Origin of the sequence: Pantoea sp. B65 (genome assembly GCF_047308185.1) — a bacterium.
Lineage (GTDB): Bacteria > Pseudomonadota > Gammaproteobacteria > Enterobacterales > Enterobacteriaceae > Erwinia.
This window is the reverse complement of sequence record NZ_JAHXPU010000020.1, coordinates 84,042-102,220: the sequence shown is the minus strand read 5'-3', so window position 1 is coordinate 102,220 and position 18,179 is coordinate 84,042. Positions and strand designations below refer to the sequence as shown.

20 protein-coding genes and 2 pseudogenes are annotated in these 18,179 nt (G+C 53.0%); 11 read left to right on the top strand and 11 right to left on the bottom strand.

What is annotated here, in order from left to right:
- Window positions 1-50 precede the first annotated feature (50 nt).
- The 7 genes from JWF83_RS09290 (at window position 51) to JWF83_RS09260 (ending at window position 5,038) form a co-directional block, all read left to right on the top strand.
- Entirely contained in the window at window positions 51-599 is a 549-nt protein-coding gene (locus JWF83_RS09290; RefSeq protein ID WP_413649918.1) for a PTS glucitol/sorbitol transporter subunit IIC, read from the top strand.
- A gap of 14 nt (window positions 600-613) precedes the next feature.
- Complete coding sequence (locus tag JWF83_RS09285; protein ID WP_413649917.1) at window positions 614-1,624, top strand: PTS glucitol/sorbitol transporter subunit IIB; 1,011 nt, start codon at window positions 614-616, stop codon at window positions 1,622-1,624.
- 15 nt (window positions 1,625-1,639) lie between these two features.
- The gene (locus tag JWF83_RS09280; protein WP_413649916.1) at window positions 1,640-2,008 is read left to right on the top strand and encodes a PTS glucitol/sorbitol transporter subunit IIA; all 369 of its coding nucleotides are present in this window, start codon (window positions 1,640-1,642) and stop codon (window positions 2,006-2,008) included.
- Between the two features lie 12 nt (window positions 2,009-2,020).
- Window positions 2,021-2,800, top strand: a complete 780-nt coding sequence (gene srlD / locus JWF83_RS09275) for a sorbitol-6-phosphate dehydrogenase (protein WP_413649915.1) — start codon at window positions 2,021-2,023, stop codon at window positions 2,798-2,800.
- 48 nt (window positions 2,801-2,848) lie between these two features.
- Window positions 2,849-3,211 carry a transcriptional regulator GutM gene (locus JWF83_RS09270; RefSeq protein WP_413649914.1) on the top strand — a complete coding sequence of 121 codons (363 nt, stop codon included), beginning with the start codon at window positions 2,849-2,851 and terminating at the stop codon, window positions 3,209-3,211.
- 92 nt (window positions 3,212-3,303) lie between these two features.
- Window positions 3,304-4,083, top strand: coding sequence for a glucitol operon DNA-binding transcriptional repressor SrlR (gene srlR, locus JWF83_RS09265; RefSeq protein ID WP_413649913.1), 780 nt, complete (start codon window positions 3,304-3,306; stop codon window positions 4,081-4,083).
- Entirely contained in the window at window positions 4,076-5,038 is a 963-nt protein-coding gene (locus tag JWF83_RS09260; protein WP_413649912.1) for a KpsF/GutQ family sugar-phosphate isomerase, read from the top strand. The genes srlR and JWF83_RS09260 overlap by 8 nt, the downstream gene beginning before the upstream one ends.
- 68 nt (window positions 5,039-5,106) lie before the next feature.
- Here the strand turns inward: JWF83_RS09260 and JWF83_RS09255 are convergent, their stop codons facing one another.
- Window positions 5,107-5,529: an Lrp/AsnC family transcriptional regulator gene (locus JWF83_RS09255; RefSeq protein WP_413649911.1), complete on the bottom strand. Its 423-nt coding sequence runs from the start codon at window positions 5,527-5,529 to the stop codon at window positions 5,107-5,109.
- A 127-nt stretch (window positions 5,530-5,656) separates the two neighbouring features.
- On the opposite strand from JWF83_RS09255, the gene JWF83_RS09250 reads away from it, so the two are divergent.
- Both JWF83_RS09250 and ctlX read left to right on the top strand, forming a co-directional pair.
- On the top strand, window positions 5,657-5,812 hold the full coding sequence (locus JWF83_RS09250; RefSeq protein WP_413649910.1) for a hypothetical protein: 156 nt from the start codon (window positions 5,657-5,659) through the stop codon (window positions 5,810-5,812).
- A gap of 2 nt (window positions 5,813-5,814) precedes the next feature.
- The gene (gene ctlX / locus JWF83_RS09245; protein WP_413649909.1) at window positions 5,815-6,780 is read left to right on the top strand and encodes a citrulline utilization hydrolase CtlX; all 966 of its coding nucleotides are present in this window, start codon (window positions 5,815-5,817) and stop codon (window positions 6,778-6,780) included.
- 54 nt (window positions 6,781-6,834) lie between these two features.
- Here ctlX and JWF83_RS09240 read toward each other — a convergent pair whose 3' ends face one another.
- Together JWF83_RS09240 and JWF83_RS09235 are read right to left on the bottom strand one after the other, a co-directional pair.
- Window positions 6,835-8,106: a glycerate kinase gene (locus JWF83_RS09240; protein WP_413649908.1), complete on the bottom strand. Its 1,272-nt coding sequence runs from the start codon at window positions 8,104-8,106 to the stop codon at window positions 6,835-6,837.
- A gap of 15 nt (window positions 8,107-8,121) precedes the next feature.
- On the bottom strand, window positions 8,122-9,189 hold the full coding sequence (locus tag JWF83_RS09235) for a tartrate dehydrogenase (RefSeq protein ID WP_413649907.1): 1,068 nt from the start codon (window positions 9,187-9,189) through the stop codon (window positions 8,122-8,124).
- Window positions 9,190-9,431: 242 nt separating this feature from the next.
- Here JWF83_RS09235 and JWF83_RS09230 point away from each other — a divergent pair, with 242 nt between their 5' ends.
- A complete protein-coding gene (locus JWF83_RS09230; protein ID WP_413649906.1) occupies window positions 9,432-10,346 on the top strand; it encodes a LysR family transcriptional regulator in 915 nt (304 codons plus the stop codon).
- A gap of 29 nt (window positions 10,347-10,375) precedes the next feature.
- On the opposite strand, the gene JWF83_RS09225 is transcribed toward JWF83_RS09230, so the two are convergent.
- The 8 genes and pseudogenes from JWF83_RS09225 to JWF83_RS09190 all read right to left on the bottom strand — a co-directional run bounded on the left by JWF83_RS09225 (window position 10,376) and on the right by JWF83_RS09190 (window position 16,967).
- A complete protein-coding gene (locus JWF83_RS09225; protein ID WP_413649905.1) occupies window positions 10,376-11,236 on the bottom strand; it encodes a fumarylacetoacetate hydrolase family protein in 861 nt (286 codons plus the stop codon).
- 34 nt (window positions 11,237-11,270) lie between these two features.
- Window positions 11,271-11,879, bottom strand: a complete 609-nt coding sequence (gene ttdB / locus JWF83_RS09220; RefSeq protein ID WP_413649904.1) for a L(+)-tartrate dehydratase subunit beta — start codon at window positions 11,877-11,879, stop codon at window positions 11,271-11,273.
- Window positions 11,876-12,775 carry a L(+)-tartrate dehydratase subunit alpha gene (gene ttdA / locus JWF83_RS09215; protein WP_413649903.1) on the bottom strand — a complete coding sequence of 300 codons (900 nt, stop codon included), beginning with the start codon at window positions 12,773-12,775 and terminating at the stop codon, window positions 11,876-11,878. The genes ttdB and ttdA overlap by 4 nt, the downstream gene beginning before the upstream one ends.
- A 26-nt stretch (window positions 12,776-12,801) precedes the next feature.
- Window positions 12,802-14,097 carry an MFS transporter gene (locus JWF83_RS09210; RefSeq protein ID WP_413649902.1) on the bottom strand — a complete coding sequence of 432 codons (1,296 nt, stop codon included), beginning with the start codon at window positions 14,095-14,097 and terminating at the stop codon, window positions 12,802-12,804.
- Window positions 14,098-14,442: 345 nt separating this feature from the next.
- Window positions 14,443-15,393 carry a cytochrome d ubiquinol oxidase subunit II gene (locus JWF83_RS09205; RefSeq protein ID WP_413649901.1) on the bottom strand — a complete coding sequence of 317 codons (951 nt, stop codon included), beginning with the start codon at window positions 15,391-15,393 and terminating at the stop codon, window positions 14,443-14,445.
- Window positions 15,383-15,691 (bottom strand): annotated as a pseudogene (locus JWF83_RS09200) (cytochrome ubiquinol oxidase subunit I); the annotation flags it as partial. The pseudogene JWF83_RS09200 and the gene JWF83_RS09205, both read right to left, overlap by 11 nt.
- A gap of 6 nt (window positions 15,692-15,697) precedes the next feature.
- Window positions 15,698-16,291 (bottom strand): annotated as a pseudogene (locus JWF83_RS09195) (2Fe-2S iron-sulfur cluster-binding protein); the annotation flags it as partial.
- A gap of 202 nt (window positions 16,292-16,493) precedes the next feature.
- A complete protein-coding gene (locus JWF83_RS09190) occupies window positions 16,494-16,967 on the bottom strand; it encodes an Hsp20 family protein (protein WP_413649900.1) in 474 nt (157 codons plus the stop codon).
- Window positions 16,968-17,411: 444 nt separating this feature from the next.
- Between JWF83_RS09190 and JWF83_RS09185 the strand changes: the two genes are divergently transcribed.
- Complete coding sequence (locus tag JWF83_RS09185) at window positions 17,412-18,107, top strand: hypothetical protein (RefSeq protein ID WP_413649899.1); 696 nt, start codon at window positions 17,412-17,414, stop codon at window positions 18,105-18,107.
- Window positions 18,108-18,179 lie beyond the last annotated feature (72 nt).

The following is an 18,179-nucleotide window of genomic DNA, read 5'->3' as shown; positions in this document are numbered from 1 at the left end:
GCGCAATGAATAACAATCTGTAGCTGCTACCCACGCGAAGGAGTTTCACAATGATTGAAATCATCACACATGGAGCCGAATGGTTTATCGGACTGTTCCAGAAAGGGGGGGAAGTGTTTGTCAGTATGGTCACCGGCATCCTTCCGTTACTTATCAGCCTGCTGGTGATCATGAATGCGTTAATCGTGTTTGTTGGCCAGAAACGCATTGAAGCACTGGCCCAGCGCTGCGCCGGTAACCCCGTCTCACGCTACCTGTTACTGCCAGTCATCGGCACCTTTGTCTTTTGTAACCCGATGACCTTAAGCCTTGGGCGATTTATGCCGGAGAAATACAAGCCCAGCTATTACGCATCGGCGTCATACAGCTGCCACTCCATGAACGGATTGTTCCCGCATATCAACCCCGGAGAACTGTTCGTTTATCTCGGAATTGCCAACGGCCTTACCACCCTGCATCTGCCGCTGGGTCCACTGGCTGTCAGTTATCTGCTGGTCGGGATGGTGACGAACTTTTTCCGCGGCTGGGTAACCGATCTCACTACCTCGATTTTCGAAAGAAAAATGCGTATCCAACTTGACCGTCAGGTTCGTTTATAAGAGCGGAGAACAAAATGACTAACACAGTGGAAGTTCATAAGGGCGAAAGCGGCTGGGGTGGCCCCCTGTTTCTGAACCCGGTGCCAGGCAAAAAAATTATTTATGTCACCGCGGGCACCCGCCCGGCAATTGTTGACCGGCTAAAAGAGCTAACCGGCTGGGAAACCGTTGATGCTTTTAAAGAGGGTGAACCTCCGGCAGAAGAGATCGGCGTCGCCGTTATTGACTGCGGTGGCACACTGCGTTGCGGTTTGTACCCAAAACGCCGCATCCCCACTATCAACATCCATGCCACCGGTAAATCCGGTCCGTTAGCCCAATTTATCACCGAAGATATCTATGTCTCCGGCGTCAGAACCGGCGATATCCGGGCAACCACGGGCGGAACCACCCCGGTAGCGGCAGCACCGCAGGCAGAGAAATCGGCCGCGGCGCCCGCAGCCGTAGAGAGCAAAGGGCGCGATTATGACGCCAGCAAAAAAATTACCGAACAGAGCGACGGACTGCTGGCTAAAGTCGGGATGGGAATGGGCTCGGTGGTCGCAGTATTTTTTCAGGCCGGACGCGAAACCATCGATACGGTACTGAAAACCATTCTGCCGTTTATGGCGTTTGTCTCCGCACTGATCGGCATCATTATCGCGTCCGGTCTGGGTGATTTTATCGCCCATGGCCTGACGCCGCTGGCAAATAGCCCGTTTGGACTGGTGACGCTGGCGCTGATCTGCTCCTTCCCGCTGTTGTCACCTTTTCTCGGCCCGGGTGCGGTCATCGCGCAGGTTATCGGCGTGCTGGTCGGCGTACAGATTGGCCAGGGCACTATCCCGCCACATCTGGCGCTGCCGGCGCTGTTTGCCATCAACTCACAGGCAGCATGCGATTTCATCCCGGTTGGTCTGTCGCTGGCGGAAGCCCGTCAGGAAACCGTACGCGTGGGTGTGCCATCGGTGCTGGTAGGACGTTTTCTGACCGGCGCACCTGCCGTTCTGCTCGCATGGGCCGTATCGGGCCTTATTTATCAGTAAGTGACGGAAAGATTTATGAAAACTGTATATGAATCCACCTTCGTTTCTGTCGGCGATTGTGCCGGTGAAGCGCTTGATGACAACTTCTTCATTACCTTCGCGGAGGGAGCGCCAGCGGATGTCGCCGATTACTGCTTTATCCATCGTCCGCAAAGCCGTGGGGAAGCGCCTTTTCTTGCCGGATCGGTGATCACCATTGGCGACCATAGCTGGCCGGTTACCGCGGTCGGTGAAGTGGCGGCAGTCAATCTACGTGAACTTGGCCATATCACCGTGAAGTTTGACGGGGCCGCAGTTGCAGAGTTTCCAGGCACAGTGCATGTGGCAGGTAGCATCCCTGCCGCCATTGAACCCGGTCAGAAGTTTAGTGTTTTAAGTGAATAACAGGAGAAAGGAATGAGTCAGGTTGCTGTAGTTATCGGTGGTGGTCAGACGCTGGGCGCTTACCTGTGTAAAGGACTCGCCGAAGCGGGTTATCAAGTTGCGGTGGCTGACCTGAATGTTGGCAATGCCAGCGCAGTGGCGGCGGAAATTAACCAGGCTTATGGCCAGAACCAGGCATCAGGCTTCCAGGTTGATGCCACCAGTGAAGAGAGCGTCACGGCGCTGGCACGTGCGGTTGATGAAACCTTTGGCCGCGCCGATCTGCTGGTGTATAGCGCAGGTATTGCGAAAGCGGCCCCCATCACCCAGTTCATGCTTAACGATTTTGACAAGTCACTGCAGGTCAATCTCGTCGGCTATTTTCTCTGTGCGCGGGAATTCTCAAAACTGATGATTCGTGACGGTGCCGGCGGCAGAATCATCCAGATTAATTCAAAATCCGGCAAAGTTGGCAGCAAACATAATTCGGGTTATAGCGCGGCTAAATTTGGTGGCGTGGGGCTGACCCAGTCACTGGCGCTCGATCTGGCAGAGTATGGCATTACCGTTCACTCCCTGATGCTGGGTAACTTGCTTAAGTCACCGATGTTTCAGTCGTTGCTGCCGCAATATGCGGAAAAACTGGGCATTGAACCCGATCAGGTTGAACAGTACTACATCGATAAGGTGCCACTAAAACGCGGTTGCGATTATCAGGACGTGCTGAATATTCTGCTGTTTTATGCAAGTGATAAAGCCGCTTACTGTACCGGTCAGTCAATTAATGTTACCGGCGGGCAGGTGATGTTCTGACATAAGCCCGGCAGCCTACGCTGCCGGGCGCTTAGCGGAGATTTGAAGATGAATTCAGTCAATATGTTGATCTGTCTGGCGGCGGTGGCATGGAGCGGACAAATCGCCCTTGGCTGGCTGCAAATGAAGCGTTTCAACCGTGCGCTGGCGCAGCTCCCCGCCCAGGGACGGATCGGCATCGGCCGCTCAGCCGGACGCTTTATGCCGCGTGTACTGCTGGTGGTGAGTGTCGACAGCCATAACATCATCACCGACACTTTTGTTATGAAGGGCATCACGGTTTTTTCACGCCCGGCCCCCGAAGATAAGCTGCACGGGATGCGTGTTGAGAATATCGTGCCGGCGCAACTTTATCCTGACAATAAACCGATGCGCACCGCGCTGACATTAGCCATTACAAACAAAAGGTGATATCTTTCATTCTGAAAGATTTCTCTTCCCATGTCGATCGTGTTTGTACGAATGTGAAAGGAATCTGTCCGACCTCAGACAGGGAAAACAGGATGAAACCACTACAGCGACAGGCACTGATACTCGAATACCTTCAGGGTAAGGGGCGTACCACGGTTGAAGAGTTGATAGCTCACTTTGGTACTACCGGCACCACCATCCGCAAGGATCTTTCTCACCTGCAACAACAGGGTGCCGTCGTTCGCACTTACGGCGGGGTGATGCTCAACCGCGATGAAGGCGATCAGCCCATCGACCGCAAAACCTTTATCAATACTGAAAAGAAAAAGCAGATTGCACTGCTCGCCGCACAGCTGATCTCCGAAGGCGACTCACTGATATTCGATGCCGGCAGCACCGTTCAGCAGATGGTGCCCCACCTCGCCAAATTTAACAATATCACGGTGATGACGAACAGTCTGACGATCGTCAATGAACTGGTTGAGTTAAATAACGACCAGGTGATTCTGATGCCCGGCGGCACCTATCGCAGTACTTCCGCCTCCTTTCATGGCAGCCTGGCGGAATCGGCTTTCAGCCACTTCAGTTTTGACAAACTATTTATTGGCGCGGATGGTGTTGACCTGAATGCCGGGGTCACCACCTTTAATGAAGTATTCGCCGTTAGTCAGGCAATGTGCCGCGCCACCCAGAAAATAATCCTTCTTGTTGACTCCTCTAAATTCGGCCGCCGAAGTCCGAATGTGGTCTGCAGTCTCGACTCGGTGGATGTGCTGATCACCGACAGCGACATTCCTGACGATATTGCCGCACAACTGCGCGCCCGGGGAATTGACGTTATTATTGCCGGAGTCGAGTCAAACCATGCGTGAATTATTGATTAGCGCCGCCAGAGAGACGCTGCAAACTGAGATTAATGAAATTATCTCTCTGCCGGAAAGGATTGACGATCCTTTCGTTGACGCCTGTAAGCTGATACTGGCATGTCAGGGAAAAGTGATCGTCAGTGGGATCGGCAAATCCGGCCATATTGGCAAGAAAATCGCCGCCACCCTTGCCAGCACCGGAACTCCGGCGTTTTATGTTCATCCGGCCGAAGCCCTGCATGGCGATCTGGGGATGATTGCCGCTGGCGACGTGGTGCTACTGATCTCCTATTCCGGACATGCGGCTGAGTTTCGCCGCATGATGCCGCTATTACGCGCGCTACCGGTAGGCATTATCGCCTTTACCGGCAACCCGGAGTCGCCGCTGGCCTGCTCTGCCGACCACGTGATTAATATTCACGTTACGCGTGAGGCCTGCCCGCTTGGCCTCGCCCCCACCTGTTCCGCCGTCTGCACCCTGATGATGGGCGATGCGCTGGCGATTGCGCTGATGAAAGCGCGGAATTTTAGCGAGCATGATTATGCGCGTACCCATCCGGCAGGCAGCCTCGGCGCCCGCCTGCTCTGTCGCGTCGGCGATATTATGCGTAGTGGCGAGAAGATCCCGCAGGTTAGCCACGATGCCAGTATCACTGATGCCCTGTTTGAGCTGACCCGTACCGGGCTGGGGCTGGTGGCAGTAACCGATAGCCATCAGGCGCTGTGCGGCGTGTTTACCGACGGCGACCTGCGCCGCTGGTTGCTAACCGGCGGCAGCGTTAGCGGTGCGGTAACCGAGGCGATGACGGAGCAATGCCACACGCTGGTGCCGTCACAACTGGCGTCGGAAGCGCTGGCCATTTTTCACGAAAAGAAAATATCCGCAGCGCCGGTGTTGTCACCCGATCGGCGGGTTATTGGCGCCATCGGCACCCATGATATTCATGAAGCAGGGCTTTAATCGCGCGGTCTGAATCGCGGGCCGGTCAGTTCCGGCCCGCTTCGCGACACGCTATCGCAGCGGCGCTGTCAAGCTTTACGCGTCGAAAGCAGAATACTGGTTTCGGTAGTATTAATCCCTTCAATACGCCTGATGCGCCCGAGGATCTGATCAAAGCTTTCGAGGTTATCTGCCCGCAGCTCCACCAGCAGGTCCCACTTGCCATTGGTGGTATGCAGTGTATGCACCGCCGGCTCGCCGCGCAGTTGCTGCACTATCGCCGGGGCCTTCGCCCCCTCCACCGCCACGCTCATCCATGCCCGGATGCGGTTCTTTTCCACACCGGGGCGGATGCGGATGGTATAGCCGGTAATAATCCCGTCAACTTCCAGCGCCTCAATACGTTTCTGTACCGTAGCCCGGGAAATGCGCACTTTTTTCGCGATGTCCGTTATCGACATGCGCGCGTTTTCTCTTAGTAGAGCAAGGATCTGACGGTCGGTATCATTCATAGAAGCAATTTGATCGGCGTAAATAAGCAAAGTGTCAATTATCAGGACATTTTGCCCATATTTGCAACTATCTGAGGTCATTTCGTTTTTTCATACTGTGCATTCTGATGACCATAGTGAGAATTTTATGACAGCTTTTATTGATATGAGTGGTATGCGACGAGGGGTCATCCTCTCTGCGCTGGCTGCCGGGTTAAATCAACTGAGGGATCGCCTTCATCAGCATCGCCATCGCTGCCCGCACAATGGCGACCATTTGCGCAGCAAGCCGGAGTCACTGTAGCGATGCAAACCACCAATACCGTGCTGATGGTCAGGCCAACGGCTTTTACCGCTAATCCTGAAACCATGCGTAGTAACTCTTTTCAAAAACATCTGACCGGGATAACCGATATCGCCGCTAAAGCGCGGCAGGGGTTTGACGGCTACGCCAGCGCCCTCACCGCCGCCGGGATCACCGTCCATGTGGTCGACGATATCCGCGAACAGGCAACGCCTGATTCGCTGTTCCCCAATAACTGGCTTGCCATGACCGGCGACGGCACCATTTATACCTTTCCCATGGAAGCCATTAATCGCCGTCGGGAACGCCGTCAGGACATTATCGCCGATATCGCCAGCGATTTTATCGTGACCCGCCGTATCGATCTCTCGCAGCATGAATCACAGGGCTATTACCTCGAGGGAACCGGTTCGCTGATCCTCGACCATGAAAACAAGCTGGCGTATGCCTGTCGCTCTTCGCGCAGTTCATACGAGGTCGGGCGCGAGTTTGAACGCCTGTCCGGCTACCGCATCCACTGGTTTAACGCCCGTGACCGACAGCGGCAGCCGATTTATCACACCAATGTGATGTTAAGCGTCGGCCGGCGCTTTGCGATGGTCTGCCTGGAGGCGGTGCATGCTCCCGACGAGCGCGAACAACTGCTCGCCAGCCTGGGCGCCAGCGGTAAAACGGTGATAGCGGTGACATATGAACAGATGGCATCCTTCACCTGTAACGTACTGGAACTGTGCGATAGCCAGGGCTCACCGGTATATGCCATGTCCACCCGCGCCTGGCAGGCTTTTACCCCGCCACAGCAGCAGACGATCGCCGATTATGCCCGTCTGGCGCTGGCTCCGATTGATATTATTGAGGATCTTGGCGGCGGCGGCGCACGCTGCATGTTATGTGAAATATTCCTCAGGAAGCGTATGGCCGGCAGCGACGGCAGTGCAACACCACCGGCGGCGCTGAGTCATCGCTAAGCAGCGGAAAGCAGCGGTTGCATAACGTTGCAGCCGCTGCCGGCATAACCGCTATCAGGTGATTAAAATTGCGCGGATATCATTGACATTGGTTAAGGTCGGTCCGGTTTTGATCAGGTCATCCAGCGCGGCAAAAAAACTGTAGCTGTCGTGTTCTGCCAGCATCTGGTTAACGCTAAGGCCTTTTTCCTGTGCTCGTTGCAGGCTATCGGGGCGGACAAATGCGCCTGCGGCATCCTCGGTTCCGTCAATGCCGTCACTGTCTCCGGCCATCGCCCAGATATGCGTCTCCCCGGCCAGTGCAGTTGCCAGGCTGAGCAGAAACTCGGTGTTGCGGCCACCCCGTTTCGCTACGCCCGCGCCAATGGTCACCGTGGTTTCGCCGCCAGATAACAATACTGCCGGCGTGCTAACCGGCAGCCCGTGGTACTTAACCGAACGTGCAATACCTGCCATCATAATGCCGAGCTGGGCACTTTCTCCTTCCAGCGCATCGCCAAGGATCAGTGGCGTAATGCCAAGCCGATGGGCAATAGCGGCAGCAGCCAGCAGCGCTTTCGCCGGGGTCGCCACCATACGGACATCAGGCTGAATGCGCGGGTCAGTCACCGGCTCTCGCCTGCTGGCCAGCACCTGCGCCACTGATTCCGGCACCCCGATGCTATAACGCTTAAGTATCTCCGTTACCTGTTCCGGCGTGCTGTTATCCGGCACCGTCGGCCCGGAAGCAATATCTGCCGGGTTATCGCCCGGTACATCGCTGATCACCAGGGTCACCACCGGCGCCGGAAGCGCAGCGAGCGCCAGCCTTCCCCCTTTGATATCCGACAGATGCTTACGGACGGTATTCATTTCCCTGATGGTAGCCCCGCTGCGTAGCAGAGCCTGGTTGACAGCCTGCTTCTCCGCCAGCGTAATACCAGTGCGCGGCAACGCCATTAAAGAAGATCCGCCCCCGGAAATCAGCGCAATAACCAAATCGTCAGACGTCAGATGGTTAATGGCGTCCAGGATCAACATCGACGCCACTTCACTCATCGCGTCCGAAACCGGATGCGCCGCCTCAATGATGCGGATTTGCCTGGTCGTCACCGCATGACCATAGCGGGTCACCACCACGCCGGATAGCGGTACGTCCGGCCAGGCCGCCTCCAGCGCCGCAGCCATCGCAGCGGACGCCTTACCGGCGCCCACCACCACACAGCGACCGAGCGGTTTTTCCGGCAACGTATCGATTAACGCCGCATGAGGATCGGCGCTTTTAATCGCCGCCTGAAACATTTCGGCCAATGCACTGCGCGCGATGTCATCACTCCACGTCGCCATCTCCGCCCCCTGCGCTTAATGTTTCATGATTGCGGCGATCACCGCGTCAGTCACTTCCCGGGTAGTCGCCTTGCCACCGACATCAGGGGTCTTAATCCCGGCGGCACACACCCCGGCCACCGCCTGCATCAGGCGCTCAGCGGCCTGCTGCTCACCCAAGTGTTCCAGCATCTGGGCAGCGGTCCAGAAACTGGCGACCGGATTCGCAATGCCTTTACCGGTAATATCAAATGCCGAGCCGTGGATAGGTTCAAACATCGACGGGAAGCGGCGCTCAGGATCGATATTGGCGGTCGGCGCCACACCGAGACTACCCGCCAGCGCGCCGGCCAGATCGGAAAGTATGTCAGCGTGCAGGTTAGTGGCAACAATGGTGTCCAGCGATTGCGGATGAAGCGTCATGCGCACGGTCATGGCATCCACTAACATTTTATCCCAGCTGACATCCGGAAACTCTTGCGCCACCTGCGCCGCAATTTCATCCCACATCACCATGCCATGACGTTGTGCATTAGATTTAGTCACTACCGTCAGCAGCTTACGCGGACGTGACTGCGCCAGCTTAAAGGCGTAACGCATAATGCGGCTAACCCCGGCACGGGTAAAAATCGCCACTTCGGTACCCACTTCTTCGGGCAATCCGCGATGGGCGCGTCCACCATGCCCGGAATATTCCCCCTCTGAGTTTTCACGCACAATTACCCAGTCGAGATCGCCGGGACCGGCATTGTGCAGCGGTGACTGAATACCGGCAAGAATTTTCGTTGGGCGTACATTGGCATATTGATCGAAACCCTGGCAAATAGGCAGTCGTAGCCCCCACAGGGTAATATGGTCGGGAACATCCGGCGCGCCAACCGCACCAAAATAAATGGCATCAAATTTTTTCAGGGTTTCCAGACCGTTGGCCGGCATCATAACGCCATGTTTTTTATAATAATCAGAACCCCAGTCAAAATGCTCAATCTGGAATGTTACATCACCGAGACATTTCTGCAGACACTCCAGCACACTGACACCGGCAGCAATCACTTCCGTACCAATACCATCAGCTGGAATAGCAGCGATTTTGTAGTTACGCATGGTAAGACTCCTTATCAGAATATTATTTTCAGAGAAATAAAAATTAAATGCGTGAGCCGGCGACAGCGATAATTAAATAACGCCAGAGTTAATGTACATGTGGTGATAATTTAATATTCGTCACACTTCGTTATATTTCCATTCATATTCCACGCCGGATAACTATCATTATCCACAAAAAGGCATTAGTATCATCCGCATCAGTTTATGCAAAAAAATGATATAATCATTAAGGGGGAAACGTGGAACTGAATCAGCTTCGCTGCTTCATTGCCGTCGCGGACGAACTACACTTTGGTCATGCGGCGCAACGGCTGGATATGCTGCCGTCGGCGCTGGGACGCTATATCAAATTGCTGGAAGCCAGCCTTGGCACCCGGCTTTTATCACGCTCGACCCGCAATGTTTCCCTGACCCTGCATGGCGCATTATTTCTTGAGGAAGCGAGAGAAATTGTTACGCGCGCCGACCAGCTGCAACAACGCTTTCAGAAACTTGCCCGACAAAATGCCGGCCGTCTGCGCATCGGCGCGATTGACAGCGCTGCCGTCAGTTTAATCCCGCATATTCTGCATCTCTTTCGTGAACGCTGGCCGGAGGTGGAAATCCAGGTTATGGAAGACAAGACAACAAAACTGTTACCTAAACTTAAATCAGGCCGGTTGGATCTGATCTTTATTCGCCCGATGGAACAGATGGATAGCGCACTGGAGAACCAGTTTTTGTTTTACGAGGATGTGGTACTGGCAATAGCGGAAAAACATCCGCTGGCGCAATACAGCGAAATACATGTCAACGATCTGGCCGGGATACCGCTGATTGTGCCGGAAAGGAAAGTACGGCCTCATAGCTATGATCTGACGATGAATTTATTTGATCATGCCGGGTTTAAACCGCAGCTGGTGAAAATAGCGGATGAAAAGCAAACCATAATTAATATGGTGGCCGCTGAGTTAGGTGCCGCCATTATGCCGCGCTGGGTAACCAGAATGTCTGCGCTCAAGGTGAAATTTATCCCGCTGGCGGCGGAATACCTGAATATCCGCCGGAAATTGCCGATTTCCGCCGTGTGGGTAAAAGATTCCCGTGATGAGACCCGCGATAAGATGATGGCGATTGTGATGCAGGAACGGGAACTCATCGCCAGACAGTATTAAAGAGCGCCATTGACATGGCGCTCGGTGGATCAGTGTTGACCGCTAACAGAAAGCGCTGAAACACGATTTACCAGACGACCAATCTTACCAATCTCAACTTCGATGGTGTCCCCCTCTTGCATAAACAGCGGCGGCGTGCGTTTTTTTCCTACCCCACCCGGAGAACCGGTGATAATCACATCACCAGCGGCTAACGGACTAAAGCGCGAAATATACTCAATCAATACGGCAACCGAATTAACCATACTGTGAGTAGAATCATGCTGTACACGATGGCCGTTTAACCAGGTTTCAATGGCTAAATCCTGCGGGTCGGTAATTTCATCGCTGGTCACCAGCCAGGGACCAAAGGCGCCGGTCTTGCGCCAGTTTTTGCCGGAGGTAAACCAGGTATACTGCATATCACGTACTGATCCGTCCATAAAACAGCTGTAGCCCGCAACATGCTGCAGTGCGTCTTCCCGTTTTACATTGTCCGTCGTCTTGCCGATCACTACCGCCAGTTCCCCTTCGTAATCAAACTCGTTGCTGCTGTCGGGTTTACACACCGCTTCGCCATGGGCGCAGAGCGAATCAGGAAAACGTACAAACAGGGTGGGCGCATCAATGGTTTGTTCGAACTCGACCCTTTTTTCCATGTAGTTCATACCGACACAGAATATCTTATTAGGCTTTTCAATCACCGGCAAAAAATGGATATCCTGCAGCTGGAAATCCGGCGCGCCGGTTTTCAGCGCAGCCAGCTCAGCCAGCGCATTACCGGCAATCGCCGACTTAAGATCGGGAAAATAAGCCGACAGATGTTTTCCCAAATCATAAACCTGATTGCCCTCAACATGGCCCCACGTTTTGTTACCGGTGCGTGGATTGACGAAACTTAGTAGCTTCATAATTTTTCCTCTGGTGATACCTGAGAAATAGCGATTATTTGATAAACTTAATCTGCTGGTTTATTTCTTCGATAATCGGTAGCTTGCGCGCGTTAAAAGTTTTTTTATTCTCTTCGAACAGGTTATTGCCTTCCGTATCAATAGAGATAATTAACGGTCCAAATTCTTTTACCCGGTTTACCCATAAAGTTTCCGGCATCCCGAGATCGCGCCATTGCGCATCTTCAATTTTTTCGACGCAGGTGGCCGCTAACACGGCGCAACCACCGGGGAAGACCGCATGTACCGCTTTATAGCGGCGGCATCCCTCTTCGGTATTCGGCCCCATTCCGCCCTTGCCGACAATCAGCTTCACACCGGTTTGTTCGATAAACTCTTTTTCAAATTTCTCCATTCGCATACTGGTCGTCGGGCCAATGGAGATCATTTCAAATTGGTTTTCTGCTGTTTCCACCACAATCGGCCCGGCATGAAAAATCGCCAGCCCGTTAAGGTCAACCGGCAGTTCGCGTCCCAATTCAATTAAGCGCCGGTGCGCAACATCACGACAGGTAACCAGCGTACCGGTCAGATAGACAACATCACCGGTTTTCAGTGACAGCAAATCTTCATCTTTAATCGGGGTAGTCAGTATTTTTTTCACAGTGCAGCCCCTTTATGAGACAGAATTTCATAGGAGAGATCGGCGGCAAACCGAATAGCGCCGCGGCGGTGCGCCCAGCATCCGGTCGATACCGCCACCCCAATGGTCGAAGGATGGCGGGCCGAAGACTCAATATTGACCCCCATCACCGAGGCGTTGCCTCCCAGCCCCTGCGGGCCTAACCCCACTTTATTCAGCCCTTCTTCCAGTAACCGTTCCATTTTTGCCGCATCGGCATTCGGGTGTTGTGAGTCAACCGGGCGCAGAATGGCTTTTTTCGACAGACGCGCCGCCGTTTCTACCGAGGTTGAAATACCCACCCCGACCAGCAATGGTGGACAGGCATTAATGCCGTAAGAGGTGATCACATCAAAGACAAACTGATTAACGCCTTCATAGCCCTGACCCGGCATTAATACCTTTGCCGCACCGGGCAATGAACAGCCGCCACCGGCCATATAGACCTCAATGGTGCAGTGATCGTCATCCGGAATAATTTCCCAGTCCAGCCACGGCACCCGGGAACCGGTGTTGGTTCCGGTATTCTTTTCAATAAAGGTTTCTACCGCGTTGTGACGCAGAGGTGCTTTGCTGGTTGCCTCCAGCGTGGCGTTTTTTAATATCTCCTCCAGATTTCCCAGATAAGGGAAACTGGCGCCAGCCGTAATAAAATACTGAATAACACCGGTATCCTGGCAGCAGGGGCGATCCAGCTCATCCGCCTTTTTTTGGTTTTCCGCCATTGAGTCATAAACCACTTTCGCCAGCGGCGCGCTCTCCGCAGCGCGCAGCTGCTCCAGTTTTTTAATCACATCCGCTGGCAACCGTTTACCGATATAACCAGTAAAACGGGTCATTACTTCAGTGAGTAATGCAATCTGCTGTGACTTGCTCACAATAATCTCCATCTTTTCTTATAATTTCAGGCAAGAGAATTTTTCATCTCTTTACGTTTACGATTTATTTCAATTGATAACGTTAATACCGCTGACACCACTAACATTCCGGCGACGCAATACAGCGCCAGCGAAAAGTCGCCGGTGGTTTCTTTTAACCAGCCGATAATTGCCGGACCGGCAAAGCCCCCGAGGTTACCAATTGAGTTAATGGCCGCCAGCCCTGCCGCCGCCGCCGGGCCGCGCAAAAACAGCGACGGAATACTCCACAATGGCGGTTTACAGGACGAGATACCGATATTGGCGATAATCAGCGCCAGAATCGCCAGCGGCAACGAGTGGACGGAACCGGCAAGGATAAAACCAGCGCAGGCAAACAGACAGGCGCTAATCACATGCCAGGTGCGCTCTTTGGTTTTGTCGGAGTGCTTCGCCCACAGGATCATCGCCACCACCGAAAGCGCCGCCGGAATGGCATTAATAAAGCCGATTTGGAACGTGGTTAAACCAAATGACTTAATAAATTGTGGAGACCAGATATTCAGGGAGTACAATCCGGCGGAAGTACCGAAATAGACGACCGCAAGGGTCAGAACGCGAATATCGGTCAGTCCTTTCCAGATGCTGGTTTTTCCCTGACTTCCTTTGTCCTTATTCTCTTCGGCCAGCGTAGTGATTAGCCAGTCGGTCTCTTTTTGGCTTAACCAGCGGTTTTTCTCCGGGCGATCGTTCAGGTAAAAGAAAGTGAAAATGCCCAGCAGAATGGCGGCCAGCGCATCAATCAGGAACATCAGCTGCCAGCCTTTCAAATCAAAGGCACCGTGCAAACTGAGGATCGTGCCGGCAAGGGGCGATCCCAGCATCGATGATATCGGCGCTGCCGCCATAAAAAAGGCGATAACCTGAGCGCGGCGTTTTACCGGAAACCAGGTGCTGAGGTAAAGGATAATCCCGGAAAAGAACCCGGCTTCCGCCACACCGAGGAAAAAGCGCAGAACATAGAATCCGGTGGCGGTTTCCACAAACATCATGCAGGCGGCAATCGCCCCCCAGCTGACCATAATACGTGCCAGCCAGATACGGGGACCTACTTTTTGCAGGATAATATTGGAAGGAACATCCGTCAGGAAATATCCGATAAAAAACATACCCGCACCGATGCCGAATACCGTGGAAGAAAAACCCAGGTCCTGGTTCATCGTGAGTGCGGCAAAGCCGATATTAATCCGGTCAAAAAAAGCAATGAAGTAGGCAAACATCACAAACGGGACGATTCGCCACGTTATTTTTTTCAGGGTAATCTGTTCTGTTGAATGAGTCATGGCATATTTTCCATTATTTTAATTAATAATCATTCGCCTTCTGTCACCGATATAAACAGCATCAGGCCAGCGAACTAAAATATGCGCTACTCAGTTACAGCAATCATCCCGCAGTGATTATATAAAAAAACGCAATACTGATGACTGACCCGGGTAAAGGGCAATAAAACCCTGACCGGATCAAATAAAGGGTTAATATTCCACGCCTGGTAACATTTTTTTAACGAAAATAACCAATCTGCCATACGGATAAAATTATCAGACGGTGGTTATATCTGTGATCATCTTCAAATATCGAACATTTCTTCCCGCCGCAAAAAACCAGCCAACGCTGATAATTTCCCCTTAATGAACCTTGCCGTGGAAAACCCAGAACACCCAGCTGTTATAAGCCAGAGTTAGCGGAATAATAACCGCCAGCCCCCACAGCACAAAATACTGCGTCTCCGGCGAGGCGGCGGCATCGTGCAAGGTCATTACCTGCGGGATGAGCCACGGGTAACTGCCCAGCATCAGCATCGCCAGCCAGCAGGTAATCAGCAGCAGGGTCGCCAGCAAAGGCGCCATCAGCCGTTCACCACGCAGCAAAAACGGCAGCGAGAGGCAGAGCAGCACAGCCGCCAGAACCAGACATTTGCCCGCAGAAAAACGCCAGGCCGCAAGAAAACGCTCGGGCATTAGCAGACAGAAACCGATCATCATGATAATCATGACCACCAGAAACAGGCTGGCGAGCAGGCTGGCCAGTTCGCCCACCTCCCCGCGCAATCTCCAGCGTGCCCAGCAACAGCCCAGCAGCAGATAGCCAGCCATCACCCCGCAGCCAGATAACACCGGCAGCAGGGCAAACCAGGAAAATGCGCCGGCGGGAGTCATCGCGTTCATTACCGTTGCCGGCAGCACTCCCTGAAAAAATGCCGCCAGCGCCGATGCGTAAATCAGCACCTTATCCAGCCACTTTTGAACGCGTAAGGAAGCATGACGACGATATTCAAGGGCGACGGCACGGGCAAATAGCGCCAGCAACATCACAAATAGCGGCAGATAGAGCGCACTGAGCAGCTGACTGTAAGCCAGCGGGAACAGCGCCAGCATCCCGCCCGCCAGCAGAACCAGCCAGGTTTCATTGGCATCCCATACTGGCAGTATCGAATCGGCAAGCCGGCGGCGGTCCTCCCCGGCGGGAAACCAGGCAAACAGCATGCCGACGCCGAGATCGGTGCCATCAAGCAACACATACATCAGCAGGGAAAACGCCAGCGCGGCGGCGGAGAGGTCGACAGGATTAACGCTCACGCCGCACCTCCTGATGATGAAGTGCGGCAACATAATGCAGGAAGTAACGCACCCCCAGCGCAAATGCAGCGAGATAGATAATCAGGATCCCACAGCCAGACGCCATTACCCATGCGGCAGGCTGCGGCGAGAAACTCTGTTCCGTGCGTAACAGTCCCCAGACCGTCCAGGGTTGTCGTCCCATTTCCGTCACCACCCAACCGGCGAGCATGGCGACAATCCCGGCCGGTGACATCAGCACCAGCAATTTAAGCAGTGCGGTTGAGCTATACAGTCGGTTTCGCCACCGGAGGATCAGCGCCGCCACGCAGTGGCCGCAGCTGACACAACTGGATCCGGCGATTTTCTCGCCGCCATCCCAGAGAACGCACGGGTGATCGCTGGTATAATCAATGGTCAGGGTCTCATTGACCTCAAGATTCTGGCATGCTTCCACGCAGCGTCCGCACAGGATGCACTGATCCGGATCACAGGTATAAAAAGGATTACTCAGGTCTTTTTCTGCCGGTTTCGGCTGATAGGGATAGTACTGAATCGGGATATGCATCTCCGCTACGGTATTGTGCAGCGTGCAGTCGCCGCTGTTATGCTCGCAAACCGTACAGTAAAGTTCATGGCGATTCAGTACGCGATCCATCCCCTCCTGCTGTGCTGCCTGCGCTTCGGGGGTTTGACTGGTAATCACCATTCCCTCTTCACTGTATAAACTGCAGCCACGTACTAACTGCCCCTGCTGGATCACCCAGCAGACGTCACAGGTTTGTAGCGGCGGAAGTGACGGGTGATAACAGATATGCGGCAGCTTTTGACCTGCCGCCGTAAGGAAATCAATTAACGGCTGACCGGCCTGACCCGACAGCCGTTCTCCGTTATAGAGAATGGTACAGGTTGTGCTCATTAACTTTCAGCTCCGACATTGCTGACCAGGCATCCCGGCGTTTATCTCATCCCTGTTATGGTATGAATGGGTATTTTCAGCGTAGACCCTGTTGCCTGAGTTGCCACCCCGGACAGTAACAGGAAGCGATCGCCCCCCGGCGTGCGCAAAGAAAAAGGGCGCCCGAAGGCGCCCTTACGCTGACAACAGTGACGCTGTCGCATTAGCTCTGGTGTTCAATTTCCGCAGTACTGTGCTCAATGGCGATTTTGCGTGGTTTTTCACTTTCAGGAATTTCCTGATACAGCTCCACGGACAGAATGCCTTCGGCCAGTTTCGCACTGGTGACTTTCACATGTTCCGGAACAACATAGCTCAGGCGGAAATCTGCGCGGCTGATGCCACGATGTATCCATGCGCCTGCTTCATCACCGGTTTCGCTTTTTTCTTCTTTCTTGCCGGAAATGACTAACTGACCGCCGGTAGTCTCTATCTCCAGTTCATGCTCTTTCCAGCCGGGAACGCTGACGGTCAGCGCGTAGCGGTTATTATCCAGACGGCGGATATCATAAGAAGGCGCTACAGATACCGGCGCATCGCCGGTCAGCTGACTGAACAGCCGGTCGATGCGGTTAAAACGATCAGAAAAAACGCTATCTGCCAGCGCCGGGAAAACGGAAAAGTTACGGATTGACATGGTTATAACCTCCTGAATATCTGTTTATCTATTCAAAAGCTCATAGGGGCAGACTGTCTCCTCATGCCCGTTAATATATTTATGGGCACCAGTGCCTTTTTCAAGGCGTAAATACAATTTTTTTTATCTTCGCGCTACAGTTTGTGGCAAAACAATAATCATCTGACACCGCACAAACGCTAATATATTAATTTTATTAGCACAAAATACCCTGCCAGACAGAATTAACAGAAAATTAACCTAACCACTACCCCGCACGTCCTGCCCGCTTTATCCGCTTAACCCGGTCAACAGCAGCCGACGGCAATTTCAATTTCCAAAATTAACACAAAGTGAATAATCCTCAACGGTTATTATAATCATTTACGTAGTCAGGTCCGGTAATTTTTCATCATCAAAGACAGCACATATAGCCGCTAATAATCTGCTTACAGGAGAGCGAAAATGGCAGATGAAAATAGTAAACTCACCTTCGGCATTGGCGATAGCGACTCTGAAAAGAGCCATGTCGCTTTTAATTATCCGGAAGAGGAGCTCCGCATACAGAAATTCAGTATTAACCTGACGGTCGATAACCTTTCCGACGAAGCCAGGGAGTCCGGCCTTAACTTTTTTGCTTTACAGGTTGATTTCCCCAATGGTACCTGGGCCCATGGCGGACCGCAGAGCCATCAGGTTAACTGGGGAGGGCTGGCTTACCATGGCAATATGACCAGTGATAATTACACTAAACCCGAACCGGAAAAAGATATTCTGTTAATTCAAAATGCGGAGAATGCCATTCGCAACCAGCCTTTTGAGGTACAGGTTAATAAACAGTATACCCTGTCAGTTTTTCGCGGACACCAGAAACATTTCCCGCCCGGCATCTATTCCGTGTCGGAAGATTCAGAAAAAGTCACGGTAGATCATGAAAGAGTACTCTGGCAGTGGTATTTCACTATTGAGCCGGTCGATAATAAAGGCCCCTATGTGCAGTCATACCTGTATAATTCAGCGGAGTATATTCTCTATGGGGTGGTATGGAATGAATGCGGATATGGTTCATGTGGTAAAGGACAGCATACGCTATGGTCTGAACCGGCATATACCAATCTTGCGGGTAAACATTTTCTGCTGACTGACTGGTACCGATTGTAAAAAAGAATCACTTATCTTTAAATCCGCGCCGGAACGGCGTTACCGACCCTGGTTTCATCACAGGGTCTTTTT